Origin of the sequence: Paenibacillus sp. EC2-1 (assembly GCF_049311625.1) — a bacterium.
Classification (GTDB): Bacteria; Bacillota; Bacilli; order Paenibacillales; family Paenibacillaceae; genus Paenibacillus_AQ.
Genome location: NZ_CP186006.1, coordinates 4,601,073 through 4,622,500 on the forward strand (window position 1 = coordinate 4,601,073; position 21,428 = coordinate 4,622,500).

Annotated in this window: 20 protein-coding genes, 16 tRNA genes and 1 rRNA gene (1 of these 37 only partly in view); 4 read left to right on the forward strand and 33 right to left on the reverse strand. The window is 43.9% G+C overall.

Annotation, left to right across the window (positions count from 1 at the left end):
- The first annotated feature begins 53 nt into the window (after positions 1 to 53).
- Both ylbJ and ACK8P5_RS21535 read left to right on the forward strand, forming a co-directional pair.
- Positions 54 to 1,277 carry a sporulation integral membrane protein YlbJ gene (gene ylbJ / locus ACK8P5_RS21530; protein ID WP_422658280.1) on the forward strand — a complete coding sequence of 408 codons (1,224 nt, stop codon included), beginning with the start codon at positions 54 to 56 and terminating at the stop codon, positions 1,275 to 1,277.
- Positions 1,278 to 1,342: 65 nt separating this feature from the next.
- Positions 1,343 to 2,146: an NAD kinase gene (locus ACK8P5_RS21535; RefSeq protein WP_422658281.1), complete on the forward strand. Its 804-nt coding sequence runs from the start codon at positions 1,343 to 1,345 to the stop codon at positions 2,144 to 2,146.
- Between the two features lie 165 nt (positions 2,147 to 2,311).
- Here the strand turns inward: ACK8P5_RS21535 and ACK8P5_RS21540 are convergent, their stop codons facing one another.
- On the reverse strand, positions 2,312 to 2,965 hold the full coding sequence (locus tag ACK8P5_RS21540) for a YutD family protein (RefSeq protein ID WP_422658282.1): 654 nt from the start codon (positions 2,963 to 2,965) through the stop codon (positions 2,312 to 2,314).
- Between the two features lie 24 nt (positions 2,966 to 2,989).
- Entirely contained in the window at positions 2,990 to 3,889 is a 900-nt protein-coding gene (gene lipA / locus ACK8P5_RS21545) for a lipoyl synthase (protein ID WP_422658283.1), read from the reverse strand.
- A gap of 293 nt (positions 3,890 to 4,182) precedes the next feature.
- Here lipA and ACK8P5_RS21550 point away from each other — a divergent pair, with 293 nt between their 5' ends.
- Complete coding sequence (locus ACK8P5_RS21550) at positions 4,183 to 5,196, forward strand: M23 family metallopeptidase (protein WP_422661542.1); 1,014 nt, start codon at positions 4,183 to 4,185, stop codon at positions 5,194 to 5,196.
- Positions 5,197 to 5,227: 31 nt separating this feature from the next.
- Here the strand turns inward: ACK8P5_RS21550 and yunB are convergent, their stop codons facing one another.
- The 4 genes from yunB to ACK8P5_RS21570 all read right to left on the reverse strand — a co-directional run bounded on the left by yunB (position 5,228) and on the right by ACK8P5_RS21570 (position 8,999).
- Positions 5,228 to 6,226: a sporulation protein YunB gene (yunB, locus tag ACK8P5_RS21555; protein WP_422658284.1), complete on the reverse strand. Its 999-nt coding sequence runs from the start codon at positions 6,224 to 6,226 to the stop codon at positions 5,228 to 5,230.
- A 105-nt stretch (positions 6,227 to 6,331) separates the two neighbouring features.
- Entirely contained in the window at positions 6,332 to 7,129 is a 798-nt protein-coding gene (locus ACK8P5_RS21560; RefSeq protein WP_422658285.1) for a sensor domain-containing diguanylate cyclase, read from the reverse strand.
- 370 nt (positions 7,130 to 7,499) lie between these two features.
- Positions 7,500 to 8,288: a TrmH family RNA methyltransferase gene (locus ACK8P5_RS21565; protein WP_422661543.1), complete on the reverse strand. Its 789-nt coding sequence runs from the start codon at positions 8,286 to 8,288 to the stop codon at positions 7,500 to 7,502.
- Positions 8,289 to 8,336: 48 nt separating this feature from the next.
- Entirely contained in the window at positions 8,337 to 8,999 is a 663-nt protein-coding gene (locus ACK8P5_RS21570) for a potassium channel family protein (protein WP_422658286.1), read from the reverse strand.
- A gap of 129 nt (positions 9,000 to 9,128) precedes the next feature.
- On the opposite strand from ACK8P5_RS21570, the gene sspI reads away from it, so the two are divergent.
- Positions 9,129 to 9,362 carry a small acid-soluble spore protein SspI gene (sspI, locus tag ACK8P5_RS21575; RefSeq protein WP_422658287.1) on the forward strand — a complete coding sequence of 78 codons (234 nt, stop codon included), beginning with the start codon at positions 9,129 to 9,131 and terminating at the stop codon, positions 9,360 to 9,362.
- A gap of 79 nt (positions 9,363 to 9,441) precedes the next feature.
- Here sspI and ACK8P5_RS21580 read toward each other — a convergent pair whose 3' ends face one another.
- From ACK8P5_RS21580 to ACK8P5_RS21710, 27 genes are all read right to left on the reverse strand, one after another.
- Positions 9,442 to 11,022, reverse strand: coding sequence for a peptide chain release factor 3 (locus ACK8P5_RS21580; RefSeq protein WP_422658288.1), 1,581 nt, complete (start codon positions 11,020 to 11,022; stop codon positions 9,442 to 9,444).
- Between the two features lie 113 nt (positions 11,023 to 11,135).
- Positions 11,136 to 12,689 (reverse strand): glucose-6-phosphate dehydrogenase, encoded by a 1,554-nt coding sequence (zwf, locus tag ACK8P5_RS21585; RefSeq protein ID WP_422658289.1) that lies wholly within the window; start codon positions 12,687 to 12,689, stop codon positions 11,136 to 11,138.
- Positions 12,690 to 12,826: 137 nt separating this feature from the next.
- Positions 12,827 to 13,582 (reverse strand): YwmB family TATA-box binding protein, encoded by a 756-nt coding sequence (locus ACK8P5_RS21590; protein WP_422658290.1) that lies wholly within the window; start codon positions 13,580 to 13,582, stop codon positions 12,827 to 12,829.
- A 156-nt stretch (positions 13,583 to 13,738) separates the two neighbouring features.
- Positions 13,739 to 14,389, reverse strand: coding sequence for a response regulator (locus tag ACK8P5_RS21595; RefSeq protein WP_422658291.1), 651 nt, complete (start codon positions 14,387 to 14,389; stop codon positions 13,739 to 13,741).
- A complete protein-coding gene (locus ACK8P5_RS21600) occupies positions 14,367 to 15,449 on the reverse strand; it encodes a sensor histidine kinase (RefSeq protein WP_422658292.1) in 1,083 nt (360 codons plus the stop codon). The genes ACK8P5_RS21595 and ACK8P5_RS21600 overlap by 23 nt, the downstream gene beginning before the upstream one ends.
- Positions 15,450 to 15,488: 39 nt before the next feature.
- A complete protein-coding gene (gene liaF, locus ACK8P5_RS21605; RefSeq protein ID WP_422658293.1) occupies positions 15,489 to 16,133 on the reverse strand; it encodes a cell wall-active antibiotics response protein LiaF in 645 nt (214 codons plus the stop codon).
- Between the two features lie 201 nt (positions 16,134 to 16,334).
- Complete coding sequence (locus ACK8P5_RS21610) at positions 16,335 to 17,024, reverse strand: PspA/IM30 family protein (RefSeq protein ID WP_422658294.1); 690 nt, start codon at positions 17,022 to 17,024, stop codon at positions 16,335 to 16,337.
- Position 17,025: 1 nt separating this feature from the next.
- On the reverse strand, positions 17,026 to 17,520 hold the full coding sequence (locus tag ACK8P5_RS21615; protein WP_422658295.1) for a PspC domain-containing protein: 495 nt from the start codon (positions 17,518 to 17,520) through the stop codon (positions 17,026 to 17,028).
- Positions 17,521 to 17,522: 2 nt separating this feature from the next.
- On the reverse strand, positions 17,523 to 18,197 hold the full coding sequence (locus ACK8P5_RS21620; RefSeq protein ID WP_422658296.1) for a PspA/IM30 family protein: 675 nt from the start codon (positions 18,195 to 18,197) through the stop codon (positions 17,523 to 17,525).
- A 47-nt stretch (positions 18,198 to 18,244) separates the two neighbouring features.
- Entirely contained in the window at positions 18,245 to 18,550 is a 306-nt protein-coding gene (locus tag ACK8P5_RS21625) for a LiaF transmembrane domain-containing protein (RefSeq protein WP_422658297.1), read from the reverse strand.
- Positions 18,551 to 18,864: 314 nt separating this feature from the next.
- Positions 18,865 to 18,944, reverse strand: a tRNA-Leu gene (locus ACK8P5_RS21630).
- 8 nt (positions 18,945 to 18,952) lie between these two features.
- Positions 18,953 to 19,029, reverse strand: a tRNA-Arg gene (locus ACK8P5_RS21635).
- Between the two features lie 11 nt (positions 19,030 to 19,040).
- Positions 19,041 to 19,114, reverse strand: a tRNA-Cys gene (locus tag ACK8P5_RS21640).
- Positions 19,115 to 19,126: 12 nt separating this feature from the next.
- Positions 19,127 to 19,201, reverse strand: a tRNA-Gly gene (locus tag ACK8P5_RS21645).
- Between the two features lie 8 nt (positions 19,202 to 19,209).
- Positions 19,210 to 19,284: transfer RNA gene (locus ACK8P5_RS21650), tRNA-Gln, on the reverse strand.
- Positions 19,285 to 19,308: 24 nt separating this feature from the next.
- Positions 19,309 to 19,384 (reverse strand) — tRNA-His (locus ACK8P5_RS21655).
- A 21-nt stretch (positions 19,385 to 19,405) separates the two neighbouring features.
- Positions 19,406 to 19,479, reverse strand: a tRNA-Trp gene (locus tag ACK8P5_RS21660).
- Between the two features lie 7 nt (positions 19,480 to 19,486).
- Positions 19,487 to 19,572 (reverse strand) — tRNA-Tyr (locus ACK8P5_RS21665).
- A gap of 3 nt (positions 19,573 to 19,575) precedes the next feature.
- A tRNA-Thr gene (locus ACK8P5_RS21670) sits at positions 19,576 to 19,651 on the reverse strand.
- Between the two features lie 20 nt (positions 19,652 to 19,671).
- Positions 19,672 to 19,747: transfer RNA gene (locus ACK8P5_RS21675), tRNA-Phe, on the reverse strand.
- Between the two features lie 30 nt (positions 19,748 to 19,777).
- Positions 19,778 to 19,854 (reverse strand) — tRNA-Asp (locus tag ACK8P5_RS21680).
- Between the two features lie 34 nt (positions 19,855 to 19,888).
- Positions 19,889 to 19,965: transfer RNA gene (locus ACK8P5_RS21685), tRNA-Met, on the reverse strand.
- A gap of 17 nt (positions 19,966 to 19,982) precedes the next feature.
- Positions 19,983 to 20,058 (reverse strand) — tRNA-Val (locus ACK8P5_RS21690).
- A gap of 58 nt (positions 20,059 to 20,116) precedes the next feature.
- Positions 20,117 to 20,191: transfer RNA gene (locus ACK8P5_RS21695), tRNA-Glu, on the reverse strand.
- A gap of 18 nt (positions 20,192 to 20,209) precedes the next feature.
- A tRNA-Ser gene (locus ACK8P5_RS21700) sits at positions 20,210 to 20,301 on the reverse strand.
- A gap of 5 nt (positions 20,302 to 20,306) precedes the next feature.
- Positions 20,307 to 20,382 (reverse strand) — tRNA-Asn (locus tag ACK8P5_RS21705).
- A gap of 137 nt (positions 20,383 to 20,519) precedes the next feature.
- Positions 20,520 to 21,428 (reverse strand): 23S ribosomal RNA (locus tag ACK8P5_RS21710) (it continues 2,018 nt past the right edge of the window).

The following is a 21,428-nucleotide window of genomic DNA, read 5'->3' on the forward strand; positions in this document are numbered from 1 at the left end:
ACCGTAATTGATACAGATATAATCGGTTTTACCCAGGGGGCGTTGTGTAACCTATGACCATGAAAAAAATCGGCTGGCTACTTCTGATGACTGGATTATTTAGCGTTGTCTTCCTAATGGCTATTTTTCCGGAAGCAGCACTCCATTCAGCTATTCGTGGTCTTGCTATTTGGTGGGACGTGCTATTCCCTTCACTCTTTCCCTTTTTCGTCATATCTGAGGTATTGCTTGGCTTTGGGGTAGTTCACCTCATAGGGACGTTGTTAGATCCTTTAATGAAGCCTTTATTTCGTATTCCAGGAAGCGGCGGCTTCGTGGCAGCCATGGGATATGTATCAGGTTATCCCATAGGAGCCAAATTAACAGCGAAATTATGGGACCAGAAGATGGTTACCCGTGATGAAGGAGAGCGATTGGTTGCTTTTACAACTTCATCAGATCCTATTTTCTTAATCGGAGCTGTTTCAATCGGCTTTTTCCATAACCCGCGAATCGGGTTAATACTTGCTCTAGCCCATTATGGTGGTGGCTTCATCGTTGGCCTGTTAATGCGATTTCATGGTCGAAAGAACAGTTCATCATCAAGCCCGTCTAATGAATTGATTAAAGGGAGTCGAATTAAGGCTGCACTCCATAATATGCATAAGGCACGAGAAGCAGACGGACGCGACCTTGGAAGCTTATTAATGAATGCAGTTCAATCTTCCCTACAACTTATTATTGTCGTAGGTGGGCTAGTTGTATTCTTCTCTGTATTTCTGGAGTTATGGACACGTGCCGGGGCGATCCCTGTCTTGAGCCAAGTAGTCAATTCTCTTCTATCTCTTGTTGGTGTACCGGAACAACTCTCAACGGCACTTGTTGGTGGTTTATTCGAAGTAACACTAGGTGCTCGTTATGCTGGAGAAGCTGGGGATACTATTCCACTGGCATATAAGGCTGCTGTTGCTGCGTTTATATTGTCATGGGGAGGTTTATCCGTACATGCCCAAATCGCTAGCATCCTGAACGAAACACCTCTGCGCTATATACCGTTTATGATCGCAAGGATCACTCATGGTGTAATTGCTTTAGTTGCTGTTTTAGTATTGTGGAAACCCATAATGGGTGAGACAACTCCCACACTCTCTCTGCCTGATGTTTCTTATTTGTCACAGAACGGGTATAGCCATATTATGTTGGTCTTTTGCACGATGCTTGGAATTCTCATTATCCTAGCTTTATTTATCGAGGCATTTATGTTACTTCGACGAAAGTTCCGCAAATTCCCAAGGTGAACATTGTTTTCTTCTTCAAGATTGATTATCATCGATATATAACCTTATAAAAGGAGCTTATCAACTTGAGATACTATGTTCTGGACCGCGGAGACCCATTGTCTGTAGAATTGAGTCAACAATTTCACAAGCTGGCGGAACAGCGGGGCTTTGAACTGGATGCAGAATCTCCTGAAATTGTTGTCTCCATAGGCGGAGACGGCACGATGCTGCACGCCTTTCATACGTTTATTGATCGGATTCCAGATCTTGCTTTTGTAGGAGTCCACACAGGCCATCTAGGTTTTTATGCTGATTGGAAAGCGGACGAGATTCCGAAGCTGATTGATCTCATGAGCGGCATCGGAGATCCCAAAATTCTTAAACCACGTATTGTTCAATATCCGCTAGTACAACTAGAAATTCATAAGAAATCGGGCACTGCTTCTTACATTGCTCTTAATGAATTCACGCTTAAAGGTGTGGATGGTACTGTCGTAGCACAAGTTGATATTAATGACGTTACTTTTGAAATGTTCCGGGGCGACGGTATTTGTATTTCAACGCCATCTGGCAGTACCGCTTATAATAAGAGTGTTGGGGGGGCTATGGTTCATCCGTCGATAGATGCACTTCAAATTGCCGAGATCGCATCAATCAACAATCGGATATTCCGTACACTAGGATCCCCGCTTCTACTTCCGAAGCATCATCATTGCGATATTTTTTCATGTAAAGAACAACGCCTGCTACTGACGGTTGATCATAATAACTTCCAAATTGATGATCTTATCTCCGTACGTTGTCAGGTAGCTGAGCAAAAGGTAAGCTTTGCTCGGTATCGTCCATTCCCATTTTGGAATCGGGTCAGGGATGCTTTCTTAGGGTAAATTACTCACACAAAAGTATAGGGGTGTCCAAAAGATATAAGATCTTTTAGGGCGCCCCTTTCTTTCTGTTGTGACTTTGTTAGTCGATCACGTTGTTAAATTAAAAGAAAGAGCTATCCCATAGTAGAAAATCCACTAATAAGACAGCTCTATTGTTACAATATACTATTCAACTTGCTGTTGACTTTTTACAGCATGTGGACGCGTGTCCTTATGCTCTCGGATTTCTCTGATTTCCCGGTTCTCACGCTGCTTAGCCTCTTTCCAGGGCTTGGACGATTTGTTAGGACGTGATTCTTTAACTCCTCTGCCTTCCCTACCTTCACGTCTTCCCCGGGGCTCTGGTACTTCTTTGTCAGCTAAAGTCTCATCCGAACGACCGCTTGATCGATGCTCTTTGGATGCTTTTCTCGCCTCAGTTTCGATGGAGTCAGAATCAGCGTTATCCTCCTCCTGACCATTCTCCAACGCTTCACGTTCCGCTCTCAGTTCTTGTTCCTTTAATTCCTGCTCTTTTAATTCCTTAAGCTCTTTGGGATCTTTGATCTCCTTGCTCTTTTGTAGTACAAAATAAGCACACCCAAAGTTACAATATTCATTTATATAATCAGACATCGTCGAGTAGATGACGTCTTTCGCAGCTTTGGGATGGTTATCCCGATAAAATCCCTTTAACCGCAGTTGGTTGTATCCCCAATCACCGACAATATAATCGTACCTCTCAAGAACTTCACTATATCTGTCGCGGAAAGCTTCTGGATTCCAACCATTCCGATGATCTTCTAGCACTTCATAACTTCTATTGCCTATAACGATCAAACAAGCTTCCCCTGCCTTTCCCGGTTATGACCGTACACTCTCTTCCTTTCGGCGTTCAGCCGATTTCACCTGTTCATGCGCATGATATGAGCTACGAACAAGTGGTCCAGATTCCACATGACTGAATCCTCGTTTAAGCCCCTCTTCTTTCAAGATTGCGAATTCTTCAGGGGTATAATACTTATCCACATTCAAATGTTGTGGAGAAGGCTGTAAATACTGTCCAATTGTCATAATATCACAATCTACGGCTCTAAGATCATCCATTGCCGTTAAAATTTCATCCCACTCTTCACCTACACCTAGCATGATACTGGATTTGGTCGGAATGTCAGGCTGCATTTGCTTTGCATTTTTCAGCAACTCGAGCGAACGCTTATATTTTGCTTTAGCACGAACACGATCGGACATGCGTTCAACCGTTTCGATATTATGGTTCAGAATATCCGGCTTTACATCCATTACGATCTGAAGCGATTCAGCATTCCCCATGAAATCAGGAATCAGCACTTCTACCGTGCATAATGGCAGCCGTTTTCGGATTGCCTTAACGGTCTCCGCAAATATATAGGCTCCTCCGTCTTTCAGATCATCCCGCGCAACACTTGTCACAACACAATGACGAAGGTTCATCTGTTCAGCAGCTTCAGCCACACGTTCAGGCTCTTGCATGTCCAGCTCTGTAGGAAGACCTGTATTTACTGCACAAAAACGACATGCACGAGTACATATATCTCCTAATATCATAAAAGTAGCAGTACGGTTAGCCCAGCACTCATATATGTTAGGACACCGTGCTTCCTCACAAACGGTATGCAATGTTTTGGAACGCATCATACTTTTAATTTCGTTATAGTTATCGCCTGTTGTGAGCTTGATCTTAATCCAATCCGGCTTAGTTTGTTTGTTAGATGTCTTGGACAAGAAGAAAACCTTCTTTCAATTTAATTGGATAGTCCATTCAGCTGTTCCATATTATATCATGAAAATCTTCAGATTACCTATCTACATCGATATGAAATTCATCTGAGCACGGCATGGATAAAAATCAGTCTTTCGATAAACCCTACAGGTAGGCATCAATGTCCGTGCATTTTTGCAATCAAAGATCTGGAGGACAGGACACCATGACAAAATCAAGACAACATTGGGGTCGGATCGCGGCTAAGACCCACTTGGCTACTGTGGTTATAACAACCGTTACAGTGGCATCCCTTATGACGCCTTGCTATGCCGCGCCTAAAGGGAAGGCTGTCCTAACCAATACGAACGAGGCAAAGACACAAACTACAACGAATGAGAACGAAACCTTTGCTGCCAGAAAAATATTGTATGATCGTATTTCAGCGGTAACTCAGATCCCGTGGTATCGCTTAGCAGCCATCGATCAATACGAACGGACATTAACACGTGTACATCCCAAAGACCGGAAACATCCCGAACGTGTTATTGGCATTTTTGTGCCCTCAACAGCTTGGAGCGGTCCGCTTAACCCCAATCAGGAAGATACTCATCCCGCGACCATCGAATTGTATGCTGGTATAGGTCTCGATGGAGATGGGGATGGCAAAGCTGATCCCAATAATAATATGGATCTACTCTATAGTATATCATCAAGATTAAAACCTTTTGGTCATTCTTCTGATGATTTTGCAATCGGCTTATGGGCATACTATGAGAATTCACGATCCGTTCAACGAATCATGCAGTATGCTAAGATCTACGAAAAATTCGGAAAGCTTGATTTGTTTAGCCACGCTTTCCCGCTCCCCATTGGCAACAACTACTCTTACCGAAGTACTTTTGGAATGGGACGAAGCTGGGGAGGTTACCGAATCCACGAAGGAACTGACTTATTTGCTGGATATGGTGTACCTGTTCGCAGTACATGCTACGGTGTTGTTGAACTTAAGGGCTGGAATAAATACGGGGGTTGGCGCATCGGTATTCGTGACCTTAACAATCATTATCATTACTACGCCCACCTTCAAGGCTTTGATAAAGGTGTTAAAGCAGGAGATGTTGTCACCCCTGGACAGACCATTGGCTGGGTCGGTAGTTCTGGATACGGTAAGCCAGGTACGCAAGGAAAGTTCCCGCCCCACCTACACTATGGAATATACCGTGACACGGGATTGTCCGAATGGTCGTTTGATCCTTACCCACTCCTTAGGCACTGGGAGAATGAAGAGAGACAAGCTTTACGAAAAGCCAAAAAAGCGCATCCCTAATCTACTTGGGTGCGCTTTTTTGGTCGTTGAGCTAAGGAACGACACTATTATCATTATCGGGAATAGTTTCCGATCCATGTGGGGTTACTCCCTCACTCGGTGAAATCGGCGCAGGAACAGATACTCCAGGACTCGGACTTGTCGTTATATTGTTATCTCCTATTGGGGCATTCCCTTCAGATTTGCTGGGCGGAGGAAGTGCGATGCTCGGTGCATTGGAGCTATTCTCCCCAACAGGTCTTCCTTGATTATCGTAATAATACATAGGTACATCACCAACAACGAGCATATAAGAAATTGGGATATCTGTTTCAACAACCTGAGGCTCCATATCAAAAGGCACAACAACCGCTACCTCGGTCACAATATGAACATACACCTCAACAAGAATCATATTGATCCCGGCTTCCTGCTGCCTTGTATCCAATTGTACCTTCACCGCTCCTTGCGGCTCTATCTTCACTGGAATCTGTGGACCAAATGAAGCAATGATCGGACTTTTTAATACCTGACCTAGAGGAATATGCTCTTTCCTTTGATCCATGGATTCCAGTGTTTCCTGCACCAGCTGAGTTGTAAAAGATGTGATCTTCAAATGCTCAGCATAATTCAGCATAAAACCTGTCACTTTTCCAGTACTATCGGTTTTCCAGTTTACCAGATTATCAAATTGCTTCCCTTCAGTAACCTGACTTGTTATCGCCTTGTTGATCGCTTCCGTTGCAATTTGCTTCACACGAATTTGAGCCAAATGCATAATAGGTGGCCTCAGATTACGCTCGACATAAAGAAATAATTGAAAAATGCCGAATAAAAAAATTAGTGATGCAATAATCCACCACTTCCTCCTGCTCCGTGGCTGCTTCGTGCTATGGGGATGTGTCCGGTTCCATGACGATTTAACTTTCATGGATTTAAAGTGACTTCTAGACGGTTTAGTTTTCTTATATACACGCCGAATCCGCGTTCTAGGCCATACAGGCAAAGTCGGAAATGACAAGCGCCGAGTCCCCCATTTTTTTCTTCTCACATGTTCGACCTCCCTTCACCTGCTACGAAGGTGTCCCCCTCTTATTGCCAAGCTTCCCTACAGGATATGCGGACAAAGTATAAAAAAGAAGAGTAAGCGTAACGGTTACTCGCTTCGCTTACTCTTCCTTCGTTCCTTGTTCTCATACATGTTCTTATCTGCATATTCGAACAGGCGCTCCATTTTCCCAATAGACCATTTACTATATGAATAGCCAATTGACATTTGTATTCTAATTTCATAATAACCTTCATTATAAATTGCGATTTCTCTTTCAATCTTCTCAATTAGCGTTTCTACGCTTGGTTTAGTCATATTCGTAATTAGAATAGCAAACTCATCGCCGCCAATTCGAGATACAATAACATGGTTATCCGAATAAGAATTTAAGATATTAGCAACATTCTTAATCAAAAAATCGCCTTGCTTATGTCCTAAGTTATCATTGATATACTTTAACTCATCTAAGTCACATACAACGATGCCGATAGGTACATTTTCTAGCTGATTGTATCTATCCATTAATTCTTCAAAAACCTGACGATTAAACACTTTTGTCAGACTGTCATGCGTACTTTTATATTCTAGATCCTCTTGAAGTTTTAACTTCCAAGTAATGTTTCGTAAAATCCCTTGGATGGCAACTAATTCCCCGTCCTTATATACAGGCGTTGTATATTCTTCGAAGGTTAAATAATCTCCTTCAATATTCATGATCCGATATACACAAGGTTTACTGTAGTCCATCTGCCCATTGATTTTTTTCATAAGCATGTCTTGATCATCCGGGTGAACTCGGTCCAGCATGATCTTTGGCTGATCATAAGCAAGCTTCCCCTGCTCTTCTCCAAAAATTTTCTCAAAGGGTGGATAGATGTATGTAAATCTCCATTTAGGTTTCATCTCAAAATAATACACATAATCTTTGGTATCCTCAACTAACTGGAACGGCCTTTTGTTTGTCTCAGTTTGTGTTATTTGTGCTACTGATTTCTTTTTTATATACAGGTTAACACCATAAGTAATCATGATGCCTATAATTATGCCAGGTATAAACCAGATCACCGTTCATTGCCCCTTATCCCGTAAGCCTAAGCAAATAAAATAAATAACTAAGCGTTTATTCTACTATAAGCATGTAAGTATCGAAAAGGAAATAATTTCAAACAACAACTCGCTGTATTTCCAAGTATAGAGAAAGACCGGGAAATGATCGAAGGTTAATCGAACATTCTCCAGTCTTCAAGAACAATGAATTGGATTCCAGAACTGATTAGTTAGTCTTAAACTCTCGCTGGCGAAGTGCTTCAAACAAGAGTACCGATGCAGCCATAGCTGCATTTAGAGACTCTGCCTTACCTGGCATTGGGATGATGATCGCATCATCCACGAGCGCCGCTACCTCCGGTGAGACACCGCTGCCTTCACTACCGATCACTAACCAGCATGATCCGGTAAAATCATAGTGATATGCTGTAGTCTTGCCCTCAAGAGAAGTTGTTACTAATCGAGCTCCACTTTCTCTTGCCTGAGGAAGGATATCTGTTAAATCCCCCTCCACTACAGGTATGTGAAATAGAGATCCCATCGTAGAGCGAAGCGTTTTCGGATTGTACAAGTCAGCACAGCCCTTGCCCAGAACAACTCCCCCTGCACCCGATGCATCTGCACTGCGAATAATAGTCCCTACGTTGCCAGGATCTTGCAGACCATCTAGAACAATGACCAGTTTGTCCTTCTCTAGATGATTCCAAGTCATTTTCTCTTTGCGAACAACAGCGAACACGGGCTGAGGCGTCGAAGTATGGCTAACCTTAGATATAATGGCTTGTGTAACACCAATCCACTCTACACCGATAGTATCTTGCATTTGCTTCAACTCATGTGGAATACCTTGCTCATAGTCATAGGCAACACATTCAATATCTACACCAGAGAGTAGAGCCTCTTGTACCAAGTGAATACCTTCAATGACATACTTGTTCTGCTTGTCCCGGTGTTTTTTTTCCTGTAACTGTGCCCATGCCTTAACTCTTGCATTTTGTAGTGATAATATTTCCATATCTGCTCCATCCATTCATTCTAGCGTGTGTCTGCTTGATAAATCCTCTTATTTCGGGAATGCAAGCTCCAACTTCGTTAAATCATTCTTCTGCCCAACAATGACCAGAATATCCCCTTCAGCAAGTCGGTCCTCAGGATGCGGTGAGATATTCATCTTACCTCCACTCCGAATCCCCATGACGTTACAACCAAACCTTGCACGGATATCAAGCTCACGTAAATTCTGACCGATCATTTCAGGAGCTGCACGTAATTCCATAATGCTATAATCATCCGATATTTCAATATAGTCCAAAATATTAGGGGATACCAAGTGATGCGCTACCCGTAAGCCCATATCACGTTCGGGGAAGATCACTTTATCAGCACCGATTTTTTGCAAAACCTTACCATGAAGCTCATTTTTCGCTTTGACTATAATTACAGGTACACCCAGATCCTTAAGGATAAGTGTCGTTAAAATACTTGACTGTATATCTTCTCCAATTGCCACAACAACGACATCAAAATTACGAATTCCAAGTGCGCGCAGCGCCTCTTCATCCGTAGAATCAGACGATACTGCATGCGTTACTATACCTGAGATTTCCTGTATACGCTGCTCTCGTGCATCGATGGCGAGTACATCAAAACCCATGCCGCTAAGCTCTTTAGCTACGCTCGTTCCAAAACGCCCCATCCCGATGACTGCATACTGCTTCTTAGCCATTTCCCTTCCTCCCCCGAACCCTCGATTATCTGTGCCTAGTATACCATATTGGACATCGAACGTTGAATGTATCCGTGCTTTCACGGGTACATTAACAAAGACCCTTAATTAACAAGGAGGAACATTTCGATGTCCATATTGTTAGATCTAAGGCAAGCCGTCATTCACAAAGTGCATAATCAGGATGAAGACCAGCTTCGCTCGATGATCGAGGGGTCCATTGACGGACCCGAAGCCGCCCTTCCCGGTCTCGGTGTTATGTTCGAGATGATGTGGAAAGACATGGACTCATCGGCTCAGACCGATCTTGTCAGCTCACTTCATGACCACCTGAAAACCGTAACTCCCGGCAAGTTGAGCTAAGCGTGCACGGGATACGGGAATAACAAACAATCCCCCCTCCATGAAATTGGAAGGGGGATTGTTTGTTATCTGTAACTCCTTATGGAGCCATTTCCAGAAACTTAGCCGTTGGATTTTTGTCCACAGCCGTTCTCATCGCATATTCATTTTCAAATAGAACAACATAATTATCCTTCTTATCTTTAACGAGTGTTGAATTTATACGGAATTTCGACGGATCAATCTTATCATCAACAATCCAACGTGCGAATTGATATGGCATACGCTGAAGCTGAACATCAACACCGTACTCACCTTTCATCCGATATTCAAACACCTCGAACTGAAGTTGGCCAACTACGCCGAGAATCATCTCATCAAAGCTAACTGTACGGAATACTTGAATCGTGCCTTCCTCCGTCAATTGATCAATACCCTTCTGATACTGTTTATGTTTAAGGGCATTTTTCACCGTTACCTTGGCGAACAATTCTGGGGAGAAGGTTGGCAATTCATCAAATACGATATCACCACTCTGACTCAAAGAGTCCCCAATGCGGAAAATACCTGGGTCAAAGAGACCGATAATATCCCCTGGATAAGCCTCCTGCACAATATCCCGATCCTGTGCTAGGAACTGTTGAGGTTGTGCCAGCTTGATATCCTTACCCATGCGTACATGTTTAACACTCATCCCACGTTCAAACTTACCTGATACAATTCGTAAGAATGCAATACGATCCCGGTGAGCTGGGTTCATGTTCGCTTGGATTTTAAATACATATCCTGAGAATTTCTCATCTGTTGGCTGAACAATTCCCTCAGTACTCCGACGTGGTTCAGGCTTAGGTGCTAATTGAAGGAAGTTCTCTAAGAATGTCTGAACACCAAAGTTGTTGACCGCACTGCCGAAAAATACAGGCGTCAATTCACCCTTCAGTACTTTTTCAAAATCAAAAGGATCTCCGGCTACATCCAACAGCTCAAGATCTTGGCACAATTGATCATGCAAAAAATCTCCAGCCATTTCTCGTATCATCGGATCGTTGTAATCCTCAACCTTTTGAACATTGATGGTCGAATGGTCATCCCCTTGGAAAAGCTCAACCTGATTTTTCATCCGGTCATATACACCGCATAGCTCACGTCCTGATCCAATCGGCCAGTTCATTGGAACAGATCGAATACCGAGCACTTGCTCAATTTCTTCCATCAGATCAAATGGACTCCGACCTTCACGGTCTAACTTATTAACAAATGTAAAAATAGGAATTCCCCGTTTGGCACATACCTGGAACAGCTTAATCGTCTGGGCTTCCACACCCTTTGCGACGTCGATCAACATAACTGCACTATCTGCTGCAGTTAATGTCCGGTACGTATCCTCACTAAAGTCTTGGTGACCAGGCGTATCCAGTATATTAATCCGGTGACCTTGGTAGTCGAACTGCATAACAGAGGAAGTTACCGAGATCCCCCGCTGCTTCTCAATTTCCATCCAGTCACTTGTCGCGTGTTTGCTTGCTTTTCTTGCTTTTACTGAACCTGCCAAGCGAATGGCGCCACCGAACAGCAGTAGCTTCTCAGTCAGTGTAGTTTTACCGGCATCCGGGTGGGATATAATCGCAAAGGTTCTGCGCTTATCCACTTCGCTTTGCAGCTCATCTATTGTTTTGCCCATTTCACTGTTCCCTTCGTACTAAAGTCATGTATATTATTGTACCACAATCCATACGCAAACCAACCCCATACGCTGAGCGTATGAGGATGATTTTTAAATAGCAGGATCGAATTTTAATTAGAGCCCTTTAACCACACTACGTTGTCTTCCTCTTGCCCATTTACTGGCCACCAATGGAATCCATCTTTAGCAAGCAGTTCATCAGCCTGCTTAGGTCCCCATGATGCTGCTGGATAGCTTTCGAGCTCGCCTTGATTCTCTTTCCACGCTTGTGCAATACGATCAACGAAGGACCAAGCCGACGCAACCTCATCCCAACGTGTGAAGTAAGTGGAGTCTCCGCGTGCTGCATCATGCAGCAAACGCTCATAAGCTTCAGGTGAGTTAATGCCAACCATGCAGCTCTGACAGAAATCCATAGCTACCGGTTCAATTTCTGATTCAGAACCTGGCTTCTTAGCATTAATCTTTACATACAACCCTTCCATCGGGTTAACCCGAATAACAAGAAGGTTAGGTTCAAGCGTATGTTTTTGTCCAAGATATACATTTCCCGGCATACGTTTAAATTCTACAACGACCTCAGTCGTTTTTACTGGGAGACGCTTACCTGTACGGATATAGAATGGTACACCAGCCCAGCGGAAGTTATCCACAAATACACGAGCTGCGAAATACGTTTCTGTTGTTGATTCTGGATTAACCTTATCCTCTTCACGATAAGCTGGCAACTCTTTGCTACCTACAGAACCCTTCGTATACTGACCACGAACAACGTTTTCTTTAACTTCTTCATGGGTCGCATAAGGACGAAGTGAGCGAAGAACCTTCACCTTCTCGTCACGGATATCTTCCGGAAGAAGACGGCTAGGTGGCTCCATAGCAATCATTGTGAGCATTTGAAGCATATGGTTTTGCCCCATATCCCGTAATGCTCCTGCATGATCGTAGTATCCTCCACGCTCTTCAACACCTACAGTTTCACCAAGCGTAATCTGTACGTTAGCGATATGCTTATTATTCCAGAGTGGTTCAAAGAATGCATTAGCAAAACGGATAACTTCAATGTTCTGTACCATTTCCTTACCAAGATAATGGTCAATACGATAAATTTCTTCTTCTTTAAACACCTGTGTAATTTCTTCATTCAGCTTCCCTGCCGACTCTAAGTCGTAACCGAAAGGCTTCTCAATTACAAGGCGATTCCAGCCTGCTCCGTCTAGCATGCCACCCTTCATCAAGTTGAAGGACACACTACCGAACAATTCTGGAGCGAGAGCTAGATAGAATAACCGATTACCGGCTATATCAAACTTCTCTTCCAACTTCTCAGTTTGCTCACGAAGCTCACGGAAGCCGTCAATATTGTTAATATCTAAAGATTTATATTCAAAATGTTGCGCAAATTTGTTCCATTCCTCGTTATCTTCGGAACGGTACCGGCAAAATTCCTGGATCGAACGTTGCACATCCTCACGGAATTCATCTTGAGTGCGCGGACGCCGTGCCACGCCGATTACCGCAAAATCCTCAGCCAATTTTCCTTCGCGATAGAGACTATAGATCGCCGGGAACAATTTGCGTCTTGCCAAATCGCCGGTCGCTCCAAAGATGAAGAATACCGCTCCCGGTGTCTTTAATGATTCTAGATTTTGATTTTCAGCCATGGCTCCTCATTCTTTCTATAAATTATAGTGTATTTTTATGCATCGCATGTTATCACGACGTGATGACATTTTAGCATATTCGTATAAAGTATGCTATCTCAATTTCATACATTTTCATCGTATTTCAGAAAGAATCCTTAATATTCTATTGTAATTACCGGAAATCCGATCGTTATTCTATTATTTTTCTTCATAGAATCTTCATGCACAGCCACCTGCATATGTATCTGCTGGTCACCGCTCATAACAAATGTCCCCAATGAAGGAACCTTATAAGACCTGCTTTCCGTCGTACTATCTTGGTATGAATCCACTTCGTTTAACGATAGATTTGACTCCATTTTCCCTTCCACTAGTTGCATTGTTTTCTCTGCTGACAAACTATTATTGACACTTCCTTGAACAGAAGCATTCCATGCGGCAATTATTCCAACTTCTTCAAGAATACCCTCTACCTTCTTCTGTATATCTATTAGATGTTGGAAATTAGCTGTTCCTACAGTATCTAATTGAAACTTCACATAACTGTGTCCTCCAGCTTGGACCCAGTCCATTCGTACATCCATACCAGAAATAACTTCCCGAACCCTATAGGACTGCTCTCCATTCTCTGTATCCATGAACATATCTTTCAATCCTATTTCTGCTTTTAGCGCTTCAACAGTTGCTTCGATCTTGTCACTAGAGAAATCCCTTCTCTCACCTTGCAACTTTACCGTTACATGAAGTGGAGAATCCACTTGCATCTCTCCAAGAGAATAGAGCAGTTTGAGTGAATCCCCACTGTTTTCTTTAACAAACTCGGAACTTTTATTTTTAGCGGAATCCCCCGTGAACCCAGCTAGAATCACCGTCATCCCACATAGCAATATCATGCCTACTATAAATTTCATTCCGAGCTGCCTCATCAATAACCGCTCCCTTTTACCGAATCTATCAATCTAGTAACAGGATACCCGGTTATATGCGAATTATTCTCTTGAATTATAAAAAAGCCCAACCACCATCCGGTAGCCGGGATCTAATGAGCCTTAAGTGCTCATTCCTATTTACTCTGCAAGACCATTCTTATAAGCATAAATAGCAGCTTGTGTACGGTCCTCAACTCCGAGTTTTGCCAGAATATTCGTTACGTGAAATTTAACTGTCTTAATACCTATGATTAAATCATCCGCAATGTCCTGATTCGACTTACCTTGTGCAAGTAAACGGAGAACTTCCATTTCACGGTCTGTTAATTCACTATGTGCAGGAGCTTCTGCTTGAGGATGGCGGAATCGATTCATCATTTTGGATGCAACCTGAGATTCGAGAACCGATTGACCACGTGCAGCAGCACGAATAGCATCTGCCACTTCAGATGCCCTTGATGTCTTTAACAAATAACTGAATGCTCCTGCCTCGATAACGGGGTACATTTTTTCATCATCCAGGTAACTCGTAAGTACAATAACCTTACAGTCTGGATAGAGGCTTAACAACTGTCGTGTTGTTTCGATCCCATCCATTCCGTCCATGACTAGATCCATCAAGACTACATCCGGACAATATTCTTTCGCTAACCGTATACCTTCTTCTCCACTACCTGCTTCCCCGACCACTTCAATCCCGTCTTCTGTCCCTAACACAGCAGCAAGACCAATTCGAACCATCTCGTGATCATCAACTAAAAGTACCTTAATTGGTGTTTCCATCTCCATCTTTTTCACCCCGGTTTCGTTCTTCGTCCATCAGTGGGACGGATATTTCAATACGCGTGCCTTTTCCCGGCGCTGTAATGAACTGTATAGAGCCACCAAGCTCTGTCACTCGTTCCTGCATGGTCGAAAGACCGTAAGAGGTTTGCTTCTTCTCATCAACCTCAAAGCCAATACCGTCATCTCGCAGTGTCACACGCACCGTATTTTGCTTTCTCTGGATTCGGATATCCATCCGATCTGCTTTCGCATGTCTCAGTGTATTGGACATCGCTTCCTGAATGATACGGAACAGATGATTCTCGATCCCTTTTACAAGGGATATTCCTTCATCCATCTCAAACGTGATCTCCATGGGAACTTTAATTTGGAGCTCTCGTATTAACTCCCTGAGACCTTGCTCCAGTGCCTTCCCTTCGAGATAGACTGGACGCAAGTGTAGCAGTAATGCTCGCATTTCTGACTGTGCTACTGCCGACATTTCTTCAATGAGAGCAACCTGGCGCTGTGCTTTACCAAAGTCCTTATCTAGTGTTCGTCCAACAGCTGTTGCTGTCATTGAAATCGCAAAAAGTTGCTGCGATACTGCATCGTGCAGTTCTCTTGCAAGACGCTGCCTTTCCTCTACAATAGCTGTTACACGAGCTTGCTCAGCAAGCTGTGCATTGTTTGTGGACAAGCGTTGTAGGGAATTGACCTGCTCTTCCCAGCGTTTGCTTATTCGTCCAAGCTGTTCACCTAGACGCCCAACCTCGTCATTACCCATATCAGGCATAACTGCTGAAGTTACACCGCCTTTTTCCCAAGTCACTAGAATTTCTCTTACGGAATCAAGCCTTCGCTTTACCCGGTAACCTTGAAAAAATCCATATACTGCCCCTAAACTGATTGGCAGCAATACAAGTGTTATTCCCGACTGAATCACATTACGCCAGGAATCAAAGGGCCTCAAATAATCATATGTATATAAAATGTACATCACAACGAGCATAACTACAAAGCCCAGAAGGGTGCCTTCACGCATACTTCGAGTGATTATATTTGCATTCTTTTCCGACATCATCGGGCAGCCCTCCTGATTTTCCTCTGTAGCACGTTAATATTACACAAAACGAATACTTAAATCTCCACCTAGGTACGATACAATAAATTTCACTTTATACTCACTAGTCTCATAATTGGGCGATTTCCAGTTCAGACGATTCATAACACCAGTTTCCTTCTGTTTACCGATATCAATTGATCCAAAAAGAACAAAGGCCTCAATCTCCACTCCGTAATAGTCAGGTAACGCTAAATCGATATCACCTAGAATTCCATGGAACATCATAACTGTATACTTTTCCTCAGGTAATGCTAAGGATAGATCAACGTCGGCCTCCCCAAGGACATGCCACACACTCATGCTTCTCATAACCCAAGGAGCACTATCCCAGTCAAAGTTGGACATAAAGTTCTGTTTCTGAATATATCGATCTGTTCCATGAGCACGTCGAGCTTTCCCATAAAATATACCGAGTGAAATCAGACCAATACCAATGATGAGCATCAAATGATCGAGAAGAAGCAAAACGACGCCCACTCCAAGGATAATGTATCCTTTTCGAATATAGCCGCTTCGAATTTGCTGAATGCCAGCAACCATCAATAGAAGAGCGACGATGGTGAAGAAACCAAACCATCTGCCGAAGAGCATAAACACACCGATGCCAATCAATCCAAACGCTATCCAGCGGTCTCTATCCATGCCGCACCTCCCTTAGATGATAAAATGCCCTAAAAAGCCAAAACAGTGCGGGATTCCGCACCGTATGGCTAACCTTTATATACTGAACGGTTTACCCTGAAGTTATCATGAACTTTTCATAATTCGCATACAGTCAGTCCATTCAGTAGTTTATCATATTTAATGGTTCTTCGAATACTAAATTACTACTTCCTCTGTTAATTAATCTTCTTTAGAAACAGATCCATTCATTTTGTTTTTGAGCGCATTCAGCTGCTCATCCACTTTCATTTGCTTTTCAACGTCTACAGGACTCGTGTAAGCTGCATTGTTCGGACGGTATGGTGCACGCATTACATCAGCTTCAGCTTCCATCTGCATAATTTTTTCTTCCATCCGGTGGAATCCCATCGAAGCACTACCGCTTTCGATTGTGTGCAAGCTGCTCACCTGAGACATTTGCTTCTTCGCTTTAGCCATTTGAGCACGAGCTACAAGCTCATTACGCTTATTGCGCATTTTGTAGAACTCATCCTTCATCTCATGAAGCTGAGCAACCAATTCTTTTGCTTGAGTTTCGGACTGCAAATGCATTTCTTGATATTCAGTTTCTTTTTGGTCAAAATAGATTTTCTCTTCCAGAAGCTTACGCGCAACTTCCTCTTGACCATTCTTCAGAGCCAATTCTGCTTGTGATTCACGCTGAGCAGCCATCTTCACAGCTTCGTCTACACGCTGCTTCATGCGGCGCTCGTTAGCCATTTGTTTGGCCACTGTAACCTCAGCCTCATGAATTTCTGCTTCCATATCACGCAAATATTGATTCAACATTACAATCGGATCCTCAACCTTATCTAACATTTCGTTCACCGATGCTTTTGTCATATCTTTAATTCTTTTAAATACTCCCATTTTATAAATCTCCCTTCTCATACTTCGATAGTTTTTTCTTAAGTTCTTCTATTTCTTTCTTCAAAGCCTTTTTCTCAATATCTTTCATCATGGCATCTAAATCTTCTTCAGGTGCTGCTTCTGGTCTTGTAGCATACCGTCCGTCGTTATATGAATAGCCTGAATTTCTCGGCCCGTAACCTTGACGCTCATCACGGTAAGGTCCTCTTCCACTACCGTTGTATCCACCATATGAACCGTTAGGTCCATAATGCTGTCCATTGCCATTGGGACCATATCCTGAGCCGCCTGGGCCGTATGGATCGTGATAAAAAGGTTCCTTCGAAATCACTAACGATGCGATCAAATATATTAATAATGTCGTACCGCCAGTAAAGAATATACTGATGACGAAAATGATACGAAGCAAGGTTGCTTCCAAACCAAAAGTTTCTGATAATCCGCCAATCAACCCAGTGAACATTTTATTTCTTGTAGACCGGTACAATCTTGTCATAACTACTCCTTCCCGCTGTTGTTCAGCTTCTCCTTCAACCGGGCAAGTTCACGATCCAATACGGACGATACACCTTCACCGGCTTGCACCAAATACTCTTGACCCATTTTTCGAAGGTCTCGAAGACTTCGTGCTTCAAGTTCCCAATCACTAATCCGATCTTCCAACCGATTAAACATTTTAGGAACATCCTGCCCACCATAGGAACCTGTACGCTCATTCATTTTCTGTTGAAGACGTAATGTTTCCATACGTGCTACATAATACTGTCGCTTGCTATAAACGGTCTGATACTCCATCCGAAGCTCACCAAGCTGTTCTTCCACTTCTCTTAGTGATTCACGGCTTGTAGCCAGCAGCCCCTCGTACTGTTCAATCTTTTCTTCATAAATCAGCTTTTCTTGCAATGCTAGTTTCGCTAGGTGATCCTCACCTGCTTTGAGAGCCAGAAGTGCCTGCTCTTCCCGTTTAACTTTCATCGTCTCCGCTTGAGTTACTTGCTGATTTAGTTGTCTTGTATGTGCCTCACACTGTTGCAAAAGCTTCTCAGCTTCAGTAATGTCCTGCCGAGTTGTGTGAAGGAATTGATCGATCAGCCGAACCGGATCCTGACTTTGTTCAAGCTTTTCATTTAATGTTGCTGCTGTTATATCTCTAATCCGTCGAAAAACACTCATATTTTCTTTATCCTCCTCTTCCTTCAGGTTAAAGCTTTTGTAGATTGTTAGTAACGTCTCCGTCCGTTTTTAAGACGGGAAACGCCGTAGACAATCAGGACGATACCAAGAATTGGACCAATAATCCAAGAAAGCTTACCGATCAGTGAAAGTACACCGATTGCTAATACGATCCAGCCAAAAAACGTATTACCACGCTGGATTCCGTAATACCCCAGTGCAATCATTGCTATTGGTATCAATAACTTAAATAACATGCCTAGCAAAGGACCTAATACACCCAGTAATACTAATGCTCCTAAAGCAATGAGCAGAATTCCAATTCCATTTCCATTACCATTTGAATTTCTCATGTATACACCGCCTTTCCTTTCCAAATCAATTGTTTATGACTTGTTCAACCTTATGACTTTATTTTAGGTTAATTCAATACAATCTAAAACGGACCCCGGACGGTTTTTGATCCTCGACTTAAGTCGGGGATGGAGTGCGACCTCCGTCTATACACGTCCAAGACCACTAAACAAAACAATGCAAAAAAAAGCGAATGCTGGCTTGGCGCCGATCATTCGCTTTTCTCGTATGTAGAATACAGATAAATTTCTTTTCCTAATTTATTATAAACATAAAAAAAGAACGTGGATTAAATCCACGTTCTTACTGGTGATGCCGGTGAAGGGACTCGAACCCCCACGGTTTCCCTCACGATTTTGAGTCGCGCGCGTCTGCCAATTCCGCCACACCGGCTAAATAAATGGCGTGCCCTAAGAGATTCGAACTCCTGGCCTTTTGATTCGTAGTCAAACGCTCTATCCAGCTGAGCTAAGGGCACAAAATATGAAATGGAGGCGCCACCCAGATTCGAACTGGGGATAAAGCTTTTGCAGAGCTGTGCCTTACCACTTGGCTATGGCGCCATATAATTAAAATGGAGCGGACGACGGGAATCGAACCCGCGACCCTCGCCTTGGCAAGGCGATGCTCTACCGCTGAGCCACGTCCGCAAAATCAATGGCTGGGGATATAGGATTCGAACCTATGCATGACGGAGTCAAAGTCCGTTGCCTTACCGCTTGGCTAATCCCCAATATGATTTGTTTTTTTTGAATTATGGGGCGATCGATGGGACTTGAACCCACGAATGCCGGAGCCACAGACCGGTGCGTTAACCCCTTCGCCACGACCGCCACATTCAAAAAATATTCAATTGGCAGGGGCAGCAGGAATTGAACCCACACCAACGGTTTTGGAGACCGTTGTTCTACCTTTAAACTATGCCCCTATAAAACTGGTGGAGGATGATGGATTCGAACCACCGAACCCGTACGGGAGCAGATTTACAGTCTGATGCGTTTGGCCACTTCGCTAATCCTCCAAATGGTGCCGGCGAGAGGACTTGAACCCCCAACCTACTGATTACAAGTCAGTTGCTCTACCAGTTGAGCTACACCGGCGTATACAGTTTTAATAAAGATGGTGGCTCGGGACGGAATCGAACCGCCGACACGAGGATTTTCAGTCCTCTGCTCTACCGACTGAGCTACCGAGCCATAAAGCTCTTTCGGTTTATGAATCAAAAATGGCGGAACTGACGGGATTCGAACCCGCGATCTCCTGCGTGACAGGCAGGCATGTTAGGCCTCTACACCACAGTTCCATAATATTGATCGCTAATGTTCAAGCGATATAATTGGTTGCGGGGACAGGATTTGAACCTGTGACCTTCGGGTTATGAGCCCGACGAGCTACCGAACTGCTCCACCCCGCGTCATTAAAAGGTGTTTATGGTGGAGGCTGAGGGGTTCGAACCCCCGACCCTCTGCTTGTAAGGCAGATGCTCTCCCAGCTGAGCTAAGCCTCCATATCAAAACCGAATTTCATCTTACCAAATGTTCAATCTAAAATCAAGTGTTAAAAAATGGTGACCCGTAGGGGATTCGAACCCCTGTTACCTCCGTGAAAGGGAGGTGTCTTAACCCCTTGACCAACGGGCCTTGCAATGAAATAAATAGTGGCGGAGAGAGAGGGATTCGAACCCTCGAGACGCTTTTGGCGCCTACACGATTTCCAATCGTGCTCCTTCGGCCAACTCGGACACCTCTCCATAAATGGCTCCCCGAACAGGACTCGAACCTGTGACAACTCGATTAACAGTCGAGTGCTCTACCAACTGAGCTATCAGGGAACATTATTCAATTCAAGTGTTTGATCACTTGAAAACTAGATACGAAACTTAAATTTGCGAATTTGCATTGTTCCTGAAAGTCTTGCTCCGATGCAAAGCGTATCGCTTCCGAAGCTAGTTTTCTTTCAGAAAACTTGTAGGATAAGCCCTCGACCGATTAGTATTGGTCAGCTCCATGCATTGCTGCACTTCCACCTCCAACCTATCTACCTCGTCGTCTTCAAGGGGTCTTACTAATTGGGAAATCTCATCTTGAGGGGGCTTCACGCTTAGATGCTTTCAGCGCTTATCCCGTCCATACGTAGCTACCCAGCCATGCTCCTGGCGGAACAACTGGTGCACCAGCGGTATGTCCATCCCGGTCCTCTCGTACTAAGGACAGCTCCTCTCAAATTTCCTACGCCCACGACAGATAGGGACCGAACTGTCTCACGACGTTCTGAACCCAGCTCGCGTACCGCTTTAATGGGCGAACAGCCCAACCCTTGGGACCTACTTCAGCCCCAGGATGCGATGAGCCGACATCGAGGTGCCAAACCTCCCCGTCGATGTGGACTCTTGGGGGAGATAAGCCTGTTATCCCCAGGGTAGCTTTTATCCGTTGAGCGATGGCCCTTCCATGCGGTACCACCGGATCACTAAGCCCGACTTTCGTCCCTGCTCGACTTGTAGGTCTCGCAGTCAAGCTCCCTTATGCCTTTGCACTCTTCGAATGATTTCCAACCATTCTGAGGGAACCTTGGGGCGCCTCCGTTACTCTTTAGGAGGCGACCGCCCCAGTCAAACTGCCCACCAGACACTGTCCCCGCACCGGTTTACGGTACTAGGTTAGAACCTAGATACGATCAGGGTGGTATCCCAACGGCGCCTCCACAGAAGCTTGCGCTCCTGTTTCTTAGGCTCCCACCTATCCTGTACAGATCGTACCCAAATCCAATATCAAGCTGCAGTAAAGCTCCATGGGGTCTTTCCGTCTTGTCGCGGGTAACCTGCATCTTCACAGGTATTAAAATTTCACCGGATCTCTCGTTGAGACAGCGCCCAAA